Below are 15,763 nucleotides of genomic sequence, written 5' to 3' on the forward strand. Positions count from 1 at the left end.
TAGTATGCATGTTACTTCACCCGTGAGAAACCCCCTGATTCAAGGAGGTAAAACGTACGCAGACGTGACGGAAGATATATGCCGCCAGGTAGAAGGGCCAGCAACGAAGGAATGGAAAATTGCGTTTGGAATTTCCCTGATTGTACTGGCTTATGGATCGGCATGTCTGGCGTGGACCTGGTGGGAAGGCTTGGGAGTCTGGGGTTTGAATAAAACTGTCGGCTGGGCTTGGGATATCACAAACTTTGTATGGTGGGTAGGTATTGGTCATGCAGGAACTTTAATTTCGGCTATTCTTTTGCTTTTCCGTCAAAAATGGAGAACATCTATTAACCGTGCGGCAGAAGCAATGACCATTTTTGCGGTTATTTGTGCTGCTTCATTTATCCTTATGCACATGGGCCGTCCATGGATGGCATATTGGGCTTTACCTCTTCCAAACGTTTTTGGATCTTTATGGGTAAACTTCAACTCACCGCTTGTATGGGACGTTTTTGCGATCAGTACTTATTTCTCGGTATCTCTAGTATTCTGGTATATTGGTTTAATTCCTGATTTGGCTACAATCCGTGACCGCGCAACGAGTAAAATTTCCCGCTTTATGTATGGAACATTTGCTATGGGTTGGGACGGTTCGGCTAAAACCTGGTCTCGTTATGAATATATCAGCTTAATTCTTGCTGGTTTATCCACACCCCTTGTATTATCCGTGCATACTATTGTAAGTATGGACTTTGCAACTTCAGTAATTCCGGGATGGCATACAACAATCTTTCCTCCGTACTTTGTAGCGGGTGCTATCTTTTCAGGATTTGCCATGGTACAAAATCTGATGCTTATTACACGTGTGGTTTACAGACTGGAAGATTATATTACATTAGAACACATTGAAACCATGAATAAGGTAATCACCTTAACGGGTTCCGTTGTGGGTGTGGCGTATATTACAGAATTCTTTATTGCATGGTATTCCGGAGTAGAATACGAATATTATGCTTTCTTTAACCGTATGACTGGTCCTTACTGGTGGGCATATTGGGCAATGATGACGTGTAATGTAATTTCTCCTCAATTGTTCTGGTCACGTAAATTACGCCGCAGTATTACATTTACCTTCTTTATTTCTGTGGTTGTAAATATTGGTATGTGGTTTGAGCGTTTCGTAATTATCGTTACTTCTTTGCACCGCGATTATATTCCTTCCAGCTGGGCTATGTTTTCTCCAACCCGTTTTGATATCGGAGATTATATTTTCTCATTCGGACTGTTCTTTACACTCTTCCTTTTATTCTCTAAATATTTACCAGTGATAAATATGGCAGAGGTTAAGGCAGTTATCAGGTCTACTTCTTCAAATCTGCCTAAAAACATTGCGGGTGTTGCAAAGGTAAGGCATCAGGGAGTAGCAGAGCCGGTGTATAATAAAGACATAGAATAAGAAAGTGGTTTTCCTTAATTGGAACGAGAACAGAATTTATTATTAGTATTAATATATGGCAGAGTTAACTGGTAAATATTTAGTCGGTGTATATGATGATGACGATACTGTGCTTCATGCAGTGCCGCGTCTTCGGAAAGCCGGGGTGAAAATACAGGAAGTGTATTCACCATTTCCAATTCATGGTATGGACGATGCATTGGGTCATCCTAGAACCAGGATAGGTATAGCTGCATTTATGTTTGGAGTAACAGGATGTTGTGTGGCTTTGACACTTATGATCTGGACAATGGGTATAGACTGGCCAATGATCGTAGGTGGTAAAGATCCAATATCTATTCCCAATTATATTCCGATTACATTTGAGCTGACTGTACTTTTTACAGCATTTGGAATGGTAACGACATTTTTTATATCAAATGGTTTGAGCCCTTCCGCACACAATCATCCCAGATTTGATGTTCGTTCTACGGATAATAAATTCGTAATGGCAATCAACATGGAAAGGAACTCAATGAGCGTAGATGAAATATCACGTGCTCTAAGAGACAGCGGTGCTGAGGAAGTTAACATCAGACAATTTTAATGTGTGTACGATGAAATTTAAAGATTTATATAAATACTCGGGTTCTTTGATGGTATTGCTTATTCTTGTAAGCTGTGGCCGTGACCCTAACAACCCAGGAAAGGAATATGCACCTAATATGTACCTCCCGGTTGGATATGAGCCTTACAAACAGGAAAAACCAAATCCGATTAACCCGATGGGCTTAACAATGAGGCTGCCTGTTGAAGGGACAGTGGCCCGTCGTAACTATAAAACTTCTTTTGGGGAAGGAGATTCTGCAAATGTTGATTTAATGGTTTATAATATTCCTGCTGATAGCATTACAATATCGGAGAGAGTTTTAAAAAATCCGATTGCATTGAATGAAAAAACTTTGGCAGAAGGAAAAATTCTTTACGACAGATATTGCCAGCATTGCCACGGTGCTACCGGGGCAGGAGATGGAAAAGTAGGTGCCATGTATAAAGGTGTTCCTAATTATGCCAGTGACGCTTACAAAAACTTGAATGAAGGGCATATTTTCCACGTAATTACCCATGGTAAAGCTCGTATGTGGCCTCATGGTTCGCAAATAAATCCTGAAGAGCGGTGGAAAATTGTACATTATGTACAAAAACTGCAAAAAGGAGCTTAATTTATTTTTGATAACTGAGTAATAATATTTTATAATGGCATCAGCACATTCGATTCCTTCTATTGAAGAACGGTTTGAATTTACCTCAGGGGCTAAGAAGAACTTAATAATTGGTGGAGCTGTAGGAGTAGCTCTTATTTTAGTAGGTGCTTACCTGGCAGCAAATGGTGGAGGCGGACACGAAGCAGCAGCTCATGGAGCTGAACATGCGGTATCTGCAATAGGGCATCCTACACCGGAAAATGCATCCAGAGTTCACGAAGCAGCCACGGCGGGTCATCATGAGATAAGCTGGATGGCACGTGTTTGGGCTAATATTTGGGTAAATGCTGTTTACTTTACCGGTATTTCGGTAGTAGGAATGTTCTTCATATCTTATAATTATCTTGCTCAGGCAGGATGGTCAGCAGTATTTAAAAGAATCCCGGAGGCATTGCCGGCTTTCCTTCCAGTGACTGGTGTAATTATGCTAATCACATTTTTCTTTGGCGGGCATGATTTGTTTCATTGGACTCATGAAGGATTATTTGAAGTAGGCGGACCAGAATATGATCCGATTATTGCCGGTAAAAAAGGCTTTTTAAATACGCCGTTCTTTGTTTTCAGGTTAGTACTGTATTTCGTATTATGGTATGGTATGTGGAGAGTGCTACGTAATTTTTCGTTGCAGGAGGATGAAATAGGTGGAACTGAATTATACGAAAGATCGATCAAATGGGCAACTGCTTTTCTCGTAGTATTTGGGGTTACGTCTTCAACCTCTGCCTGGGATTTTGTAATGTCAATTGATACGCACTGGTTTAGTACGATGTTTGGATGGTATACACTTGCCAGCTGGCATGTTGCCGGATTGGCTGTAATGACCCTGACAATTGTGATGTTAAGAGAAAGAGGATATTTAAGGGCAGTTAATTCAAGCCACCTAAGAGATTTGGGTAAGTTTGTTTTTGCTTTCAGTATTTTCTGGACTTATGTATGGTTTGCTCAGTTTCTATTAATTTATTATGCTAACCAGCCTGAGGAAACGATCTATTTTATTGAGAGATTCAGAGGTTATGACGGGTTTTTTAAGGCTCCCTTCTTTATCACACTGATCCTTAACTTTTTCTTTCCTTTCTTAATATTAATGGCAAGGGATGCAAAAGCTACACACTCGATATTGAAAGTTGCTTGCTGGAGTGTAATTATTGGTCATTATATGGATTTTTATACGAATATAATGCCGGGCACACTTGGGTCTAACGCTGGATTTGGTCCGTTGGAATGGGGATTCTTTTTATTGTTTCTTTGTGCGTTTGGTTATTCAGTAGCATCTCAGCTAGAAAAGGCAAATCTGATACCAAGACATCATCCAATGTTGGAAGAGTCATTACATCACGATATCGCTTAATTTGCACAAACTGTTATTATCATGTATTATATTATCGCATTAGTTGCTCTTGTTTTTGTGGTTATCACTGGCTTAGTGATCTCCAAACTGGGTGACGTATTGAAAAGTGTAAAAAAATCTGATTCGGAAGATACTGAACCATCCGGTAACAAAGTTAACGGAGCCATGTTCATTGTCATTTTGATTGGTGGGGCAATCGCAATCACCTGGTCATATTTACATGCAAGAGAATTCTTTTTGCCCGAAGCATCTTCAATTCATGGCAGAAGAACAGATGATTTGTTTTGGTTCTCAATGGGTATCCTTACAATTCCTTTTATTGCTGTAAATTTCCTTATTTTCTTTTTCGCTTGGAAATACCAGCATAAAAAGAACCATAGAGCTTCCTTTTACCCTGACAACCATAAACTAGAGTTGATCTGGACGATTGTTCCTGCTATTGTAATGGCATTGTTGGTTTTTACAGGATGGAAAGCATGGTCTGATATAACTTCCGATGCTCCTCGTGATGCAGAAGTAATTGAAATTACCGGAAAGCAATTTAACTGGATCGTTCGCTATGCAGGTGTAAATGACAACAAATTGGGTAACTACAATTACAAGTTAATTGATGCACAGAATGAGGTTGGAATAGATTTAACAGATGAAAATTCTTTTGATGACTTTACTAATCCGAGTGAAATGCATATCCCTGTTGATCGTCCTGTTCTTTTGAAAATCAGAGCACGTGATGTTTTGCACAGTGTTTTTATTCCTCATATGCGGGTTAAAATGGATGCTGTTCCCGGAATGCCAACAAAATTTTGGTTTGTTCCGGATAAATCGACAGCCGAAATGCGTGCTGAATTGAATAACCCTAAATTTGATTACGAAATTGCTTGTACGGAAGTTTGTGGACAAGGACACTTTTCAATGAAAATTCGTCTGATTGTTGAAGACGAAGCTTCATACAAAAAATGGTGCGCTGAACAATCCACATTTTTGCAAACTTATCCTGAATACCTGGCTAAGGTACCAGATAATTTGAAAGCCAAGGCTATGAAAGGTTTGCCTGAAACAGCAGCCCCAGCTGATAGCTCAGCTACTGCAAGTGCTGCAACAGGAGTAGGTGCGGGTAGTAGTATTCGCCGTTAATATTAATTTAAAAATTATAATAGTATATGTCAGCTGTTGAAGGAATGGATACCGTCCATGTGGATGCTCAGGAACATCACCATGATTCGCAAAACTTCTGGCAGAAGTATATCTTCTGTGAGGACCACAAAATTATAGCAAAGCAATACCTTATCACTGGTATCATATGGGCGGTAATAGGAATATCCATGTCTGTTATTTTTCGTATACAACTTGGATTGCCTAATTCTAATCTGTCTTGGTTAAAACCGATTTTAGGTGGATGGATTAGTGATGCAGGAAAGCTTGACCCTAATTTTTACCTTGCATTGGTTACTATGCACGGTACGATTATGGTATTCTTTGTACTAACAGCAGGTTTGAGTGGAACTTTTAGTAATTTCCTTATTCCACTTCAGATTGGAGCCAGAGATATGGCATCAGGATTTATGAATATGTTGTCTTACTGGTTCTTTTTCCTTGCCAGTATTATCATGTTTGCTTCCTTGTTTTTACAAACGGGACCTGCTGCTGGTGGTTGGGTAATTTATCCTCCGTTAAGTGCATTACCTCAGGCTCATCCAGGATCAGGAATGGGTATGACATTGTGGTTAATGAGTATGGCCTTCTTTATTGTTTCTCAGCTTTTAGGTGGGATCAATTATATAACAACAGTCATAAACCTAAGAACAAGAGGAATGTCTTTCGATCGTCTTCCATTAACGATCTGGTCATTTTTGATTACTGCTGTACTTGGACTTATTTCATTCCCGGTTCTTTTATCATCCGTATTACTTTTAATATTTGACCGTCATTTCGGTACCAGTTTTTACCTTTCTGACATATATATTAACGGTGAAGCGTTGCCTAATGTTGGTGGTAGCCCTATCTTATTTCAGCATTTATTCTGGTTCCTTGGTCACCCTGAGGTATATATTGTTCTTCTTCCAGGTTTAGGTATTACTTCGGAAGTAATTGCAACCAATTCACGTAAGCCAATTTTTGGATATCGTGCCATGATTGCTTCTATGTTAGGTATTGCGTTCCTTGCATTTATTGTTTGGGCCCACCATATGTTTGTAACTGGTATGAATCCTTTCCTTGGATCCGTATTTATGTTCCTTACTTTGATTATTGCTGTTCCGTCTGCGGTTAAAGGTTTCAATTACATTACGACATTGTGGAAGGGTAACATTATTTTTACTCCTGGTATGTTGTTCTCAATTGGACTTGTATCCCTTTTCGTATCAGGTGGTCTGACTGGTATTATTCTTGGTAACAGTGCATTGGATATTCAATTGCATGATACTTATTTCGTGGTTGCGCATTTTCACCTTGTAATGGGTGCGGCTTCTGCCTTTGGGTTATTTGCAGGAGTTTATCACTGGTTCCCAAAAATGTTTGGACGCATGATGAATCCGACACTTGGTCAGATCCACTTCTGGTTTACGTTCATTGGTATATATCTGATTTTTATTCCAATGCATTACGTGGGTATTGCTGGTTTTCCACGCAGATATTATCAGTTTACAAGTTATGACTTCACAAACAAGTTCATGGATATGAACATGTTTATATCAGTAGCAGCGATATTCTCTTTCCTTGCTCAATTTATATTCTTGTGGAACTTCTTTTACAGCATATTTAAAGGAAAAAGAGCACCGCAAAACCCATGGCGTTCAAATACACTGGAATGGACTGCACCTGTTGTTCCTGGTCACGGAAACTGGGAGGGTGAACTTCCTGCAGTTTACCGGTGGTCATACGATTACAGCAAACCTGGTGCTAAGGAAGACTTTATTCCTCAGAATATTCCATATTCACAAACCTTGGAATCGAATTTTCCTCACGAAAACGAATTGATTTCTACGGAGAAAGCAATTGAGGCTCAAAATTTTAATGACCAGTTCAACTCTCATTGATTTTAAAGCTAATCGCCGTTTTCGGCGATTAGCTTTAAACACTGTTATTACCCTCTATTGCCTTATTATTGCGGGCGGAGTAGTAAGAAGTACAGGTGCAGGAATGGGGTGTCCGGATTGGCCCAAATGTTTCGGAACTTGGATACCGCCAACAAAGTTATCTGAGCTTCCACCTGATTATAAAAGTATTTACGGGGCGAAGCTGAAAGGCGAAATTGAATTTAATCCTGTTAAAACCTGGATTGAATATGTGAACCGGTTAATAGGAGCTTTCACGGGCGTAATGATCTTTTTAACACTACTGGCTTCTATTCCCTATTTAAAACCAGGAGCAAGACATATTTTCTATTTCAGTCTCGCAGCATTTGTACTTGTCGGAATACAAGGCTGGCTCGGTTCCAAAGTAGTATCGACAGAACTGCTGCCCGGGATGATCACGATACATATGCTTTTGGCAATTGTTATCGTATTTATCCTCTTATATGTTTTGACGTGGTCGTCTTTTTCACACGGGATTTTTGCATCTAAAGGAGGTAGGAATATTCTTAACACGTTTGGATGGCTGGTGTTAATTTTATCATTGGTTCAAATTCTGTTAGGAACCCAGGTAAGAGAAAATATTGATGAAGTAATAAGAGCCTTTGGTTATGAGGCGAGAGGAGAATGGATTGATCAACTGGATGCCAGATTTTATATTCACCGTTCTTTTTCAATTTTAGTCGTAGCTGCTAATTTATTTTGGTTTTATACTATTAATAAATCAGGAACTAGCCACAGATCGGTTAAAAGGTTAAGCAGGATTTGTCTTATAATTTTAGCGTTTGAAGTGTTGACAGGAGTATTGATGGCTTACTTTGGCGTTCCTCCTTATGCGCAGCCAATGCATCTGACCCTGGCTATCTTATTGATCGGGCTACAATTTATTGTATGGTTATTAATCAATGAAGATAAATATTTGAGTAAAGTAAGTTCTTTGACGCATTGAAACAGTGTTTTGAATTATTAAATAATGACTTCAGAAGTAAGGAATTTAGTATCGTTAGGTGAAAGAATAAAGATCTTATTTGAATTATTGAAGTTCAGGTTGGCTTCATTAATTGCTTTTTCGGGTGCAATGGGGTACTGTCTGGGAGCTAGTGAAGTGGTTTGGAGTAAATTATGTTTTTTTATTATTGCTTCAATTGGCATTACAGGTTCAGCCAACATCATTAATCAGATCATAGAAATTGATTCTGATAAATTAATGAAAAGGACTGCTGCACGGCCGCTTCCAAGTGGAAGGATTACCATAAATCAGGCTATTGTATGGTGTGCAGTTCTTGGGATATTTTCATTAGGCATTTTTGCTTTTTTGTTTAATCTAAGTACCGCGCTTATTTCATTATTATCACTGGTACTTTATGGTTTTGTTTATACTCCATTGAAGCGCGTGGGGCCGATTGCAGTTTTTGTCGGCGCGTTTCCTGGCGCATTTCCTCCGATGATAGGGTGGGTTGCAGCTACCAATCATTTTGGCCTTGAACCTGGTATATTGTTTGCCATTCAGTTTTTCTGGCAGTTTCCCCATTTTTGGGCAATTGCATGGGTATTGGATGAAGATTACAAACGTGCAGGATTTAAATTATTGCCGGCCAACGGATTGAAAGATTCGGATACAACTTTGCAGATAATGATTTATACATTGTTTTTATTACCTGTAGGGTGGTTGCCATATAAATTAGGAATGACGGGTATTAATTCTGCGTTTATAGCAACAGTCTTTGGGGTATTATTTTTAGCACAAACATTTCACCTGATGAGGAAATGTACAGATAAAACTGCCAGACAATTGATGTTTGGTTCTTTTATATATTTACCAATTGTACAAATTGCGTTTTTGTTGGATAAATTGTGATAATTGATTTAGAGAAATGGAAAATATTCAGCAGTTAAGGAAAACTGATAAGGAGCCGCAGGAGACCTTATCTATGGATCCCAAAAAATTTATACTTTGGTTGTTCCTGGTAGCTATTATAATGGGATTTGCTTCTCAGACTAGTGCTTATCTTGTAAGAAGAGCGGAAGGAAACTGGCTAGAATTCGAAATGCCCAAGATTTTCTGGTATAGCACGGGAATTCTTTTGATTAGTAGTATTATAATGCAATACGCATATTTTGCGGCAAAAAAAGACCAGTTCAAGCAATTGAAAATAGCTATTTCTGTTACATTTGCATTAGGATTATTATTTTTGTGGATGCAGTTTGAAGGTTGGAAAGAGTTGGTTGCCATGAATGTATATTTTGTTGGTAATCCATCAGGTTCCTTCTTTTATGTTTTTACAGGATTACATGGTTTTCATATTATTACCGGATTGATTGTTTTAATAACGGCACTTGTATCGGCCTTTAAGCTAAACATTCATTCTAAGAATTTGAGAAGAATTCAGATCTGTGCGACTTACTGGCATTTTTTAGATATTCTCTGGTTATACCTATTTGTTTTTTTATTGACTTTTAATTGATAATTTTTCACCAATGGCTGCAAATGTAACAACTCCTGGCACTGTAGAGCCCAAAATGTGGATGGGCGGTATAGAGCCTATGAAAGTAAGTTATGGTAAACTGATGATGTGGTTTTTCCTCATTTCGGATACCTTTACCTTTTCGGCATTGCTAGTGGCTTATGGAACGGCGCGTTTTAGTTTTCCTGCATTTACGGGTGACAGGGCAGATTTTACATTTTCTAACCTGTACTGGCCAATTCCGGAAAGAGTGTATGAGTCTGTGCCATTTTTGCATGGAATAGCTCTGCCTCTGGTTTTCGTTGGGATTATGACATTTATCCTGATTGCCAGTAGCGTAACGATGGTACTTGCCGTGGAAGCAGGTCACCGTATGGATCGTGCTAATGTTGAAAAATATATGCTCTGGACCATTTTGGGAGGTTTTACTTTTTTAGGCTGCCAGGCCTGGGAGTGGTCTCACTTTATTCATGGTACTGAAAGTGGTTCAGTATTTAAGGTATTTGAAAAAGGTGTTGAAGTAAGCAAGACGATCTTTGGTGCAAATCTTACTGAGAACCAATATGGACCTGCTGCATTTGCAGATTTCTTCTTCTTTATTACAGGATTCCACGGAACACACGTTTTTAGTGGTGTGATTTTAAATATTCTTATTTTCTTCCGGTCTGCTACGGGTTTTTATGACAAGCGTGGTAGCTATGAAATGGTTGAAAAAGTAGGTCTTTACTGGCACTTTGTTGACTTGGTTTGGGTGTTTGTATTTACATTCTTTTATCTGGTTTAATCGTTAGACACTTATTATTAATTACTAAATCATATGGCAGAAGTACATCATATACATAATCAGGATCCTAACGCAGGTGCTGAACAAAGAAAGCTGATTTGGAAAACGTTCTGGATATTGTCAGCTATTACTTCTCTTGAATTCCTGATTGCTTTTACAATGAATCACGGAATTCTTAAAGTAAGCATATTCATCATTTTGACAATTGTTAAAGCATTTTATATTGTAGGTGAATTCATGCACTTAAAACATGAAACAAAGTCATTGATCTGGTCAATTCTTGTCCCCGTGATTTTTGTAGCCTGGTTGATCTTAGCACTTCTTCTGGAAGGAAATGCTATTTTCAAAGCGATTTTTGGTTGAGCCACATAGTATGAAAAAATATTTCAAAGCCGGATTGCTGATTTTTACATTAGTGATACCGGCTTTGGTGTTTACATTTCTAAGATTTTTTGCTACAAATCATTACAACATTCCGTTTTATTACCCTTTAAGGGATGTTAACGGACATATAATGCTGAGCAATAAAGACACTTTGTTTTATTCAGTTCAGGAGTTAAATGTAAAAATGCCCGATGGTACCGATTTTCCGGCTCATCCCTTTGCAGGAAAACTGACAGTTATTCATTATCAACCTGAGAAGGTCTGTGATGATTCCTGCCAATTGGTACTGAGTAATCTGGAAAGGATTTATGGATTGAGGGAAAAAATCCATCTTTAAATCTTTTGTCTATTTGTGACAGTATTCCAGCCACAATAGCGACTCCGGCACTGATAAGCAAGGAGGGCTGGTTAATTTCTAAGGTATTATCTGCGAATAAAAAAAATGTGTTTGACAATACCCTGAAATTTCAAACGATGGTTCCTGATTTAAAAACTAATTCCGTAAAAGGTAAGTTAATCTTAATAGATAACAATGAACATATTCGGGGTTATTACAATGGATATGACGCTGAGGAAATAAACCGGCTGATGGCAGAAATTAAAATATTAAATCTTGAAAATGGGTTAGGCTCCCGGAATTAATTATGGCCACTTTAACATTAGAAAAAAAACAGAAATACCAGCGGGTTATAAATATTTTGGCATTGGTAATTCCTATCGCTGTCGCTGCTATTTTAGGGATTCGCCAAAAAGTTGACTTAGGAGCCTGGACAAAAGTTTTACCTCATGTTATAGGGGTAATTAACTCTTTAACAGCTTTATTACTTTTGGCCGGATATTATTTCATCAGAAAAAATAATAGGGTTGCTCATCGTCAGATGATGACAGGAGCTTTTATTTTGGGCGCTTTGTTTTTGGTATGTTACGTATTATATCATATCTCTAATAAATCCACTCCATTTGGTGGAACAGGAACTGTATTAAGATCTACATACTATTTTTTATTGATATCTCATATTACGTTATCAATTGTAGTTGTCTGGTTTGTTTTACGGGCAGTTTATTTTGGATATAGCAATCAACTGACAGAACATAGAAAAGCAGTTAAATATGCATTTCCTATCTGGCTTTATGTAAGTATTACCGGTGTCATCGTTTACCTTATGATTAGTCCATATTACGTATGAAAAGGTTCACAATTATTTTAGGGATATTATTAATGTTCATTTTATCTGCCTCAGACATATTTGCACAATGTGCGATGTGCAGAGGAACTGTGGAAAGTTCAATGGGCAATGGCAGAAATAATGTTGGTGTAGGGTTGAACACCGGTATCATGTATTTGTTCGTAATGCCCTATCTTTTAGTGGCAGCAATTGGTTATTTCTGGTACAGGAATAGTAAAAAGAATCAGCAGGAAAGAGATTTCATTAATTCCAGAGTAAGGCAGGCTTTTCAGAGCTAATCTTTAAAACCAAAATAATTGAGGCGGGATCAGACAATGATTCCGCCTTTTTTGTATTCTGACCTTCGTATATCCGGGTAATACGAACATTACAAACCAACTCGTTTTACAAATATTTATTGAAAGTAAAGGTGTGATCCCTGATTGTATCGTCTTTATTTCAAAACCATTTAAGATGCGCCGACTACTCCTCTTTATTATCTTCCTTGTATCAGTTCTAACTGGAAGTACACAAAATATTTCAACTGCGAAACCCTGGACATACTGGTGGTGGATGGGAAGTGCGGTTACAAAAAAGGATATTACTACACAATTAGAACATTTTCAACGATCCGGATTGGGCGGTGTTCATATTATTCCGATATATGGTGTAAAGGGTTATGAAAAGGCAGCTATTCCTTTTCTTGGAAAAGAATGGCTGGATGTTTTGCAGTATACGGTGAAGGAAGGGAAAAGATTAGGTCTTGGTGTTGATATGTCTACCGGAACTGGTTGGCCTTTTGGCGGTCCGAATGTATCTGTCGCGCTTGGTGCAAAACAAATGAAGGTAATCGAAGGGCAGGTTGTTGTTGAAAGTACAAAACAAACCGTAAAACGGGCCGCTCCCGGTGGTGAAGGATTGGTTTCTGATCCTTTCCATGCAACGGCAATGTCCAGTTATCTGATGCGATTTGATTCTGCATTCGCAAAAACAGATCAGAAACCTAGATCTATGTATATGGATTCTTACGAAGCTTATGGTGCCAATTGGACCAATGACTTTTTAGTAGAATTTCAGAAACGGCGGGGTTACGATCTTAATCAGCATTTAGCTCAATTATCTGACTCGTCGGGAAATGCTGATGCTACTTTGATCAAAATCGATTATCATCAGACGTTAGCAGAACTTTTAAGAGAACGTTATGCGCACCAATGGACGGAATGGAGTAAAGAACATAGTTTCCTGACTCGTTATCAGGCACATGGTTCACCAGGAAATTTACTTGATTTATATGACGAGGCTGATATTCCGGAAACGGAATCCTTCGGTACAAGCCGTTTTCCAATTCCGGGTTTAAGAGTTGATCCGGACTATTCGATCAACCAGTTTGGAACTCCAAATCCGCTGGCGATGAAATTTGCATCGTCGGCTGCACATTTTTCAGGAAAGAAATTGGTGAGTTCAGAAACGGGAACCTGGCTGGCAAATCATTTCAAAGTTTCGCTGTCACAAATTAAGCCGCAGATTGACGAGTTGTTCACAGCAGGAATCAACCACATTTTTTATCACGGTACCACTTACTCGCCCATAGCGGAAGCATATCCGGGCTGGCTTTTTTATGCTTCAACCAATTTCGGACCTCTCTCACATTTCGCTGAGCACTTTTCGTTGCTAAATAATTATGTGGAGCGTTGTCAGCAGTTGTTACAGAATAGCAAACCTGACAATGATCTGCTTGTATACTTTCCGATTCACGACTTATGGAGCACACCTGCAAAATCTGCCGGAGGAGTTCATTTGCTAGAAGTTCACCATGTGGATCGCTGGTTAATGGATCTTCCATTTGGAAGACTCTCGGAAAAACTTTGGAAGGAAGGCTATAATTTTGATTTTGTATCTGACCGTCAATTGGCCAGTTTAAATGTAGATAAGGATGGGAACGTCAATTCAGGCAACAGCAAGTATAAGACGATCCTAATTCCATCCAGCAAACTCATGCCATTGGAAACCCTGAATCAGCTGATTAGATTGGCCAAAAAAGGGGCCAAGATTGTTTTCGAGACTAACGCGCCCTCAAACGTAACTGGCTTTAGCGTGCACAAAGTAAATCAGGCCAGATTTTTAAACCAACTAGTTGAATTGAAAACGAATCGAACCGTAAGGGTTGGGCCCGATTGGCAGAGAAATTTGTCTGAGTTTGGCGTAGGTCAGGAAAAATGGATATCACAAGGACTCACTTTTATTCGGAAAAGAGGTGCAGGAGGCCCGATGTATTTTATTGCAAATTTGAGTAATACGTTTAATGAGGGATGGATTGAGCCATCCAAATTAGGGCCTCATGTAATCCGTTACGATCCACTAAGAGACGGAGCAAGCAAATTAAAAAGTAAGATTATTGATGGGAAAAATCATGTTTTTCTGTCTCTCTTACCTGGACAAACATGCTTTTTGTATAATGCCGGAATGAAACAGGTTGGTTCAGAAATTCCTCAGGGACAAAACGAAATTAGTCTCAATGGTAAATGGAAAATCGAATTTTTGAAAGGGCTTCCAAAATTGCCGGCATCGAGCCATTTTACTCAATTGAAATCATGGACAACGTTACAGGATTCGGCGGTTTACTTTTCGGGAACTGCAAGATATACCTTGCAGTTCGATTCCAAAATTGGCGCTGACAAACATGTCATGTTGGATTTGGGAGACGTTAGAGAAGTAGCAATGGTAAAATTAAATGGAGTTTCACTAGGAACCGCCTGGTCAATTCCTTTCCGACTTCTTATTAGAGCAGGACTTCTTAAAGAAACAGATAATGTTTTGGAAATTGAGGTAACCAATCTTTCAGCAAACTATATGCGATTGAGAGATAAGCAATCACCTGAATGGAAGAAATTTTATGACATCAATATTGTGGATATCACGTATAAAAAATTTGATGCTTCTATTTGGGAACCGATGCCGTCCGGACTGTTGGGACCGGTGAAACTGGTTTATCAGGAATAAAATTTACTCCCATAGCGGATAGTGTTCCAGCTGAATTTGTTTTCCGAAGAAGATATTAGTCGATTGCTCGAAAGACAATGTATAATCCGAAACATAAAACTGTCTTTTACCCTCACCTTTTTCATTAACCAAATAGTGTTGTTCAAGTAAACTTCTGAGTGAATGTGCGACAATTTCGGAAGTGTCCAGGATTTCGACCGATTCACCGTAGTACTTGCTGATCTCTTTTTTAATCAGGGGATAATGGGTGCATCCCAAAATCAAAGCTTCAATTCCCTTTAATGAGTTGTCGGACAGATAACTGGATATAATACTTTCACTTATATTATTATCAAAAAATCCTTCCTCAATCATAGGGGCAAGCAAAGGAGTTGCCAACGATTTAAGTTGAATGTGTTTGTTCAATGCGTCCACTTTTTTCTTATAGACATTGGAAAGAACCGTTTGTTTTGTTCCAATAAGTCCAATGGTTTTGCCGTCGTAATGTTCTTTTATATAATCCACAACCGGATCAATCACATTCAGAACTTTGGCTTTACTGCCGACATATTCACGTACTAATTCAAAAGCAGCAGCAGATGCAGAATTACAAGCGATCAGGATCAGCTTGCAATTTTGCTGTAAAAGCATATTGCAAATTTTAATAGAATAAGCCTGGATAGAGGCCGTTGATTTATCACCATATGGAAGATGTGCCGTATCACCAAAATAAATGGTGTTTTCCTGAGGTAAAAGTCGGGTGACAGCACTTGCTACTGTCATTCCGCCAATACCACTATCAAATATTCCTATCGGAGCCGAAGAATCAAACATGAACTTCACAATTTTTTATTGCCAAATAATTATATCAAAGCTATACGATG

At 38.7% G+C, this 15,763-nt stretch carries 17 protein-coding genes; 16 read left to right on the plus strand and 1 reads right to left on the minus strand.

Annotated elements, in window-relative coordinates; translation table 11 throughout:
• Window positions 1-4: 4 nt before the first annotated feature.
• The 16 genes from nrfD to KZC02_RS17510 all read left to right on the plus strand — a co-directional run bounded on the left by nrfD (window position 5) and on the right by KZC02_RS17510 (window position 14,900).
• Window positions 5-1,438 carry an NrfD/PsrC family molybdoenzyme membrane anchor subunit gene (nrfD, locus tag KZC02_RS17435; RefSeq protein WP_221389878.1) on the plus strand — a complete coding sequence of 478 codons (1,434 nt, stop codon included), beginning with the start codon at window positions 5-7 and terminating at the stop codon, window positions 1,436-1,438.
• A gap of 55 nt (window positions 1,439-1,493) precedes the next feature.
• Entirely contained in the window at window positions 1,494-2,024 is a 531-nt protein-coding gene (locus tag KZC02_RS17440; protein ID WP_221389879.1) for a DUF3341 domain-containing protein, read from the plus strand.
• A gap of 10 nt (window positions 2,025-2,034) precedes the next feature.
• Window positions 2,035-2,640, plus strand: coding sequence for a cytochrome c (locus tag KZC02_RS17445; protein ID WP_221389880.1), 606 nt, complete (start codon window positions 2,035-2,037; stop codon window positions 2,638-2,640).
• A 34-nt stretch (window positions 2,641-2,674) separates the two neighbouring features.
• Complete coding sequence (locus KZC02_RS17450) at window positions 2,675-4,030, plus strand: quinol:cytochrome C oxidoreductase (protein WP_221389881.1); 1,356 nt, start codon at window positions 2,675-2,677, stop codon at window positions 4,028-4,030.
• A gap of 21 nt (window positions 4,031-4,051) precedes the next feature.
• Entirely contained in the window at window positions 4,052-5,164 is a 1,113-nt protein-coding gene (locus KZC02_RS17455) for a cytochrome c oxidase subunit II (protein WP_221389882.1), read from the plus strand.
• Window positions 5,165-5,190: 26 nt separating this feature from the next.
• Window positions 5,191-7,065, plus strand: coding sequence for a cbb3-type cytochrome c oxidase subunit I (locus KZC02_RS17460; protein ID WP_221389883.1), 1,875 nt, complete (start codon window positions 5,191-5,193; stop codon window positions 7,063-7,065).
• Window positions 7,043-8,050, plus strand: a complete 1,008-nt coding sequence (locus KZC02_RS17465; protein WP_221389884.1) for a heme A synthase — start codon at window positions 7,043-7,045, stop codon at window positions 8,048-8,050. The genes KZC02_RS17460 and KZC02_RS17465 overlap by 23 nt, the downstream gene beginning before the upstream one ends.
• A 24-nt stretch (window positions 8,051-8,074) precedes the next feature.
• Entirely contained in the window at window positions 8,075-8,959 is an 885-nt protein-coding gene (cyoE, locus tag KZC02_RS17470; protein ID WP_221389885.1) for a heme o synthase, read from the plus strand.
• A 16-nt stretch (window positions 8,960-8,975) separates the two neighbouring features.
• On the plus strand, window positions 8,976-9,566 hold the full coding sequence (locus tag KZC02_RS17475) for a cytochrome c oxidase subunit 3 (RefSeq protein ID WP_221389886.1): 591 nt from the start codon (window positions 8,976-8,978) through the stop codon (window positions 9,564-9,566).
• A 13-nt stretch (window positions 9,567-9,579) separates the two neighbouring features.
• Window positions 9,580-10,350: a cytochrome c oxidase subunit 3 gene (locus KZC02_RS17480; RefSeq protein WP_221389887.1), complete on the plus strand. Its 771-nt coding sequence runs from the start codon at window positions 9,580-9,582 to the stop codon at window positions 10,348-10,350.
• A 33-nt stretch (window positions 10,351-10,383) separates the two neighbouring features.
• Window positions 10,384-10,713, plus strand: a complete 330-nt coding sequence (locus KZC02_RS17485) for a cytochrome C oxidase subunit IV family protein (protein WP_221389888.1) — start codon at window positions 10,384-10,386, stop codon at window positions 10,711-10,713.
• A gap of 10 nt (window positions 10,714-10,723) precedes the next feature.
• Window positions 10,724-11,071: a hypothetical protein gene (locus KZC02_RS17490; protein ID WP_221389889.1), complete on the plus strand. Its 348-nt coding sequence runs from the start codon at window positions 10,724-10,726 to the stop codon at window positions 11,069-11,071.
• Between the two features lie 5 nt (window positions 11,072-11,076).
• Window positions 11,077-11,376, plus strand: a complete 300-nt coding sequence (locus KZC02_RS17495; RefSeq protein WP_221389890.1) for a hypothetical protein — start codon at window positions 11,077-11,079, stop codon at window positions 11,374-11,376.
• Between the two features lie 2 nt (window positions 11,377-11,378).
• Window positions 11,379-11,921, plus strand: coding sequence for a DUF420 domain-containing protein (locus tag KZC02_RS17500; RefSeq protein WP_221389891.1), 543 nt, complete (start codon window positions 11,379-11,381; stop codon window positions 11,919-11,921).
• Entirely contained in the window at window positions 11,918-12,199 is a 282-nt protein-coding gene (locus KZC02_RS17505) for a hypothetical protein (RefSeq protein WP_221389892.1), read from the plus strand. The genes KZC02_RS17500 and KZC02_RS17505 overlap by 4 nt, the downstream gene beginning before the upstream one ends.
• Before the next feature lie 175 nt (window positions 12,200-12,374).
• On the plus strand, window positions 12,375-14,900 hold the full coding sequence (locus tag KZC02_RS17510; RefSeq protein WP_221389893.1) for a glycosyl hydrolase: 2,526 nt from the start codon (window positions 12,375-12,377) through the stop codon (window positions 14,898-14,900).
• Window positions 14,901-14,903: 3 nt separating this feature from the next.
• On the opposite strand, the gene murI is transcribed toward KZC02_RS17510, so the two are convergent.
• Window positions 14,904-15,713: a glutamate racemase gene (murI, locus tag KZC02_RS17515; protein ID WP_221389894.1), complete on the minus strand. Its 810-nt coding sequence runs from the start codon at window positions 15,711-15,713 to the stop codon at window positions 14,904-14,906.
• Window positions 15,714-15,763: the final 50 nt, after the last annotated feature.

Origin of the sequence: Dyadobacter sp. NIV53 (genome assembly GCF_019711195.1) — a bacterium.
Lineage (GTDB): Bacteria > Bacteroidota > Bacteroidia > Cytophagales > Spirosomataceae > Dyadobacter.

Excerpts from the sequence above, each read along its gene's own strand:
- nrfD (WP_221389878.1), top strand. The coding sequence starts at position 5 with ATGCATGTTACTTCACCCGTGAGAAACCCCCTGATTCAAGGAGGTAAA.
- KZC02_RS17440 (WP_221389879.1), top strand. The coding sequence starts at position 1,494 with ATGGCAGAGTTAACTGGTAAATATTTAGTCGGTGTATATGATGATGAC.
- KZC02_RS17445 (WP_221389880.1), top strand. The coding sequence starts at position 2,035 with ATGAAATTTAAAGATTTATATAAATACTCGGGTTCTTTGATGGTATTG.
- KZC02_RS17450 (WP_221389881.1), top strand. The coding sequence starts at position 2,675 with ATGGCATCAGCACATTCGATTCCTTCTATTGAAGAACGGTTTGAATTT.
- KZC02_RS17455 (WP_221389882.1), top strand. The coding sequence starts at position 4,052 with ATGTATTATATTATCGCATTAGTTGCTCTTGTTTTTGTGGTTATCACT.
- KZC02_RS17460 (WP_221389883.1), top strand. The coding sequence starts at position 5,191 with ATGTCAGCTGTTGAAGGAATGGATACCGTCCATGTGGATGCTCAGGAA.
- KZC02_RS17465 (WP_221389884.1), top strand. The coding sequence starts at position 7,043 with ATGACCAGTTCAACTCTCATTGATTTTAAAGCTAATCGCCGTTTTCGG.
- cyoE (WP_221389885.1), top strand. The coding sequence starts at position 8,075 with ATGACTTCAGAAGTAAGGAATTTAGTATCGTTAGGTGAAAGAATAAAG.
- KZC02_RS17475 (WP_221389886.1), top strand. The coding sequence starts at position 8,976 with ATGGAAAATATTCAGCAGTTAAGGAAAACTGATAAGGAGCCGCAGGAG.
- KZC02_RS17480 (WP_221389887.1), top strand. The coding sequence starts at position 9,580 with ATGGCTGCAAATGTAACAACTCCTGGCACTGTAGAGCCCAAAATGTGG.
- KZC02_RS17485 (WP_221389888.1), top strand. The coding sequence starts at position 10,384 with ATGGCAGAAGTACATCATATACATAATCAGGATCCTAACGCAGGTGCT.
- KZC02_RS17490 (WP_221389889.1), top strand. The coding sequence starts at position 10,724 with ATGAAAAAATATTTCAAAGCCGGATTGCTGATTTTTACATTAGTGATA.
- KZC02_RS17500 (WP_221389891.1), top strand. The coding sequence starts at position 11,379 with ATGGCCACTTTAACATTAGAAAAAAAACAGAAATACCAGCGGGTTATA.
- KZC02_RS17505 (WP_221389892.1), top strand. The coding sequence starts at position 11,918 with ATGAAAAGGTTCACAATTATTTTAGGGATATTATTAATGTTCATTTTA.
- KZC02_RS17510 (WP_221389893.1), top strand. The coding sequence starts at position 12,375 with ATGCGCCGACTACTCCTCTTTATTATCTTCCTTGTATCAGTTCTAACT.
- murI (WP_221389894.1), bottom strand. The coding sequence starts at position 15,713 with ATGTTTGATTCTTCGGCTCCGATAGGAATATTTGATAGTGGTATTGGC.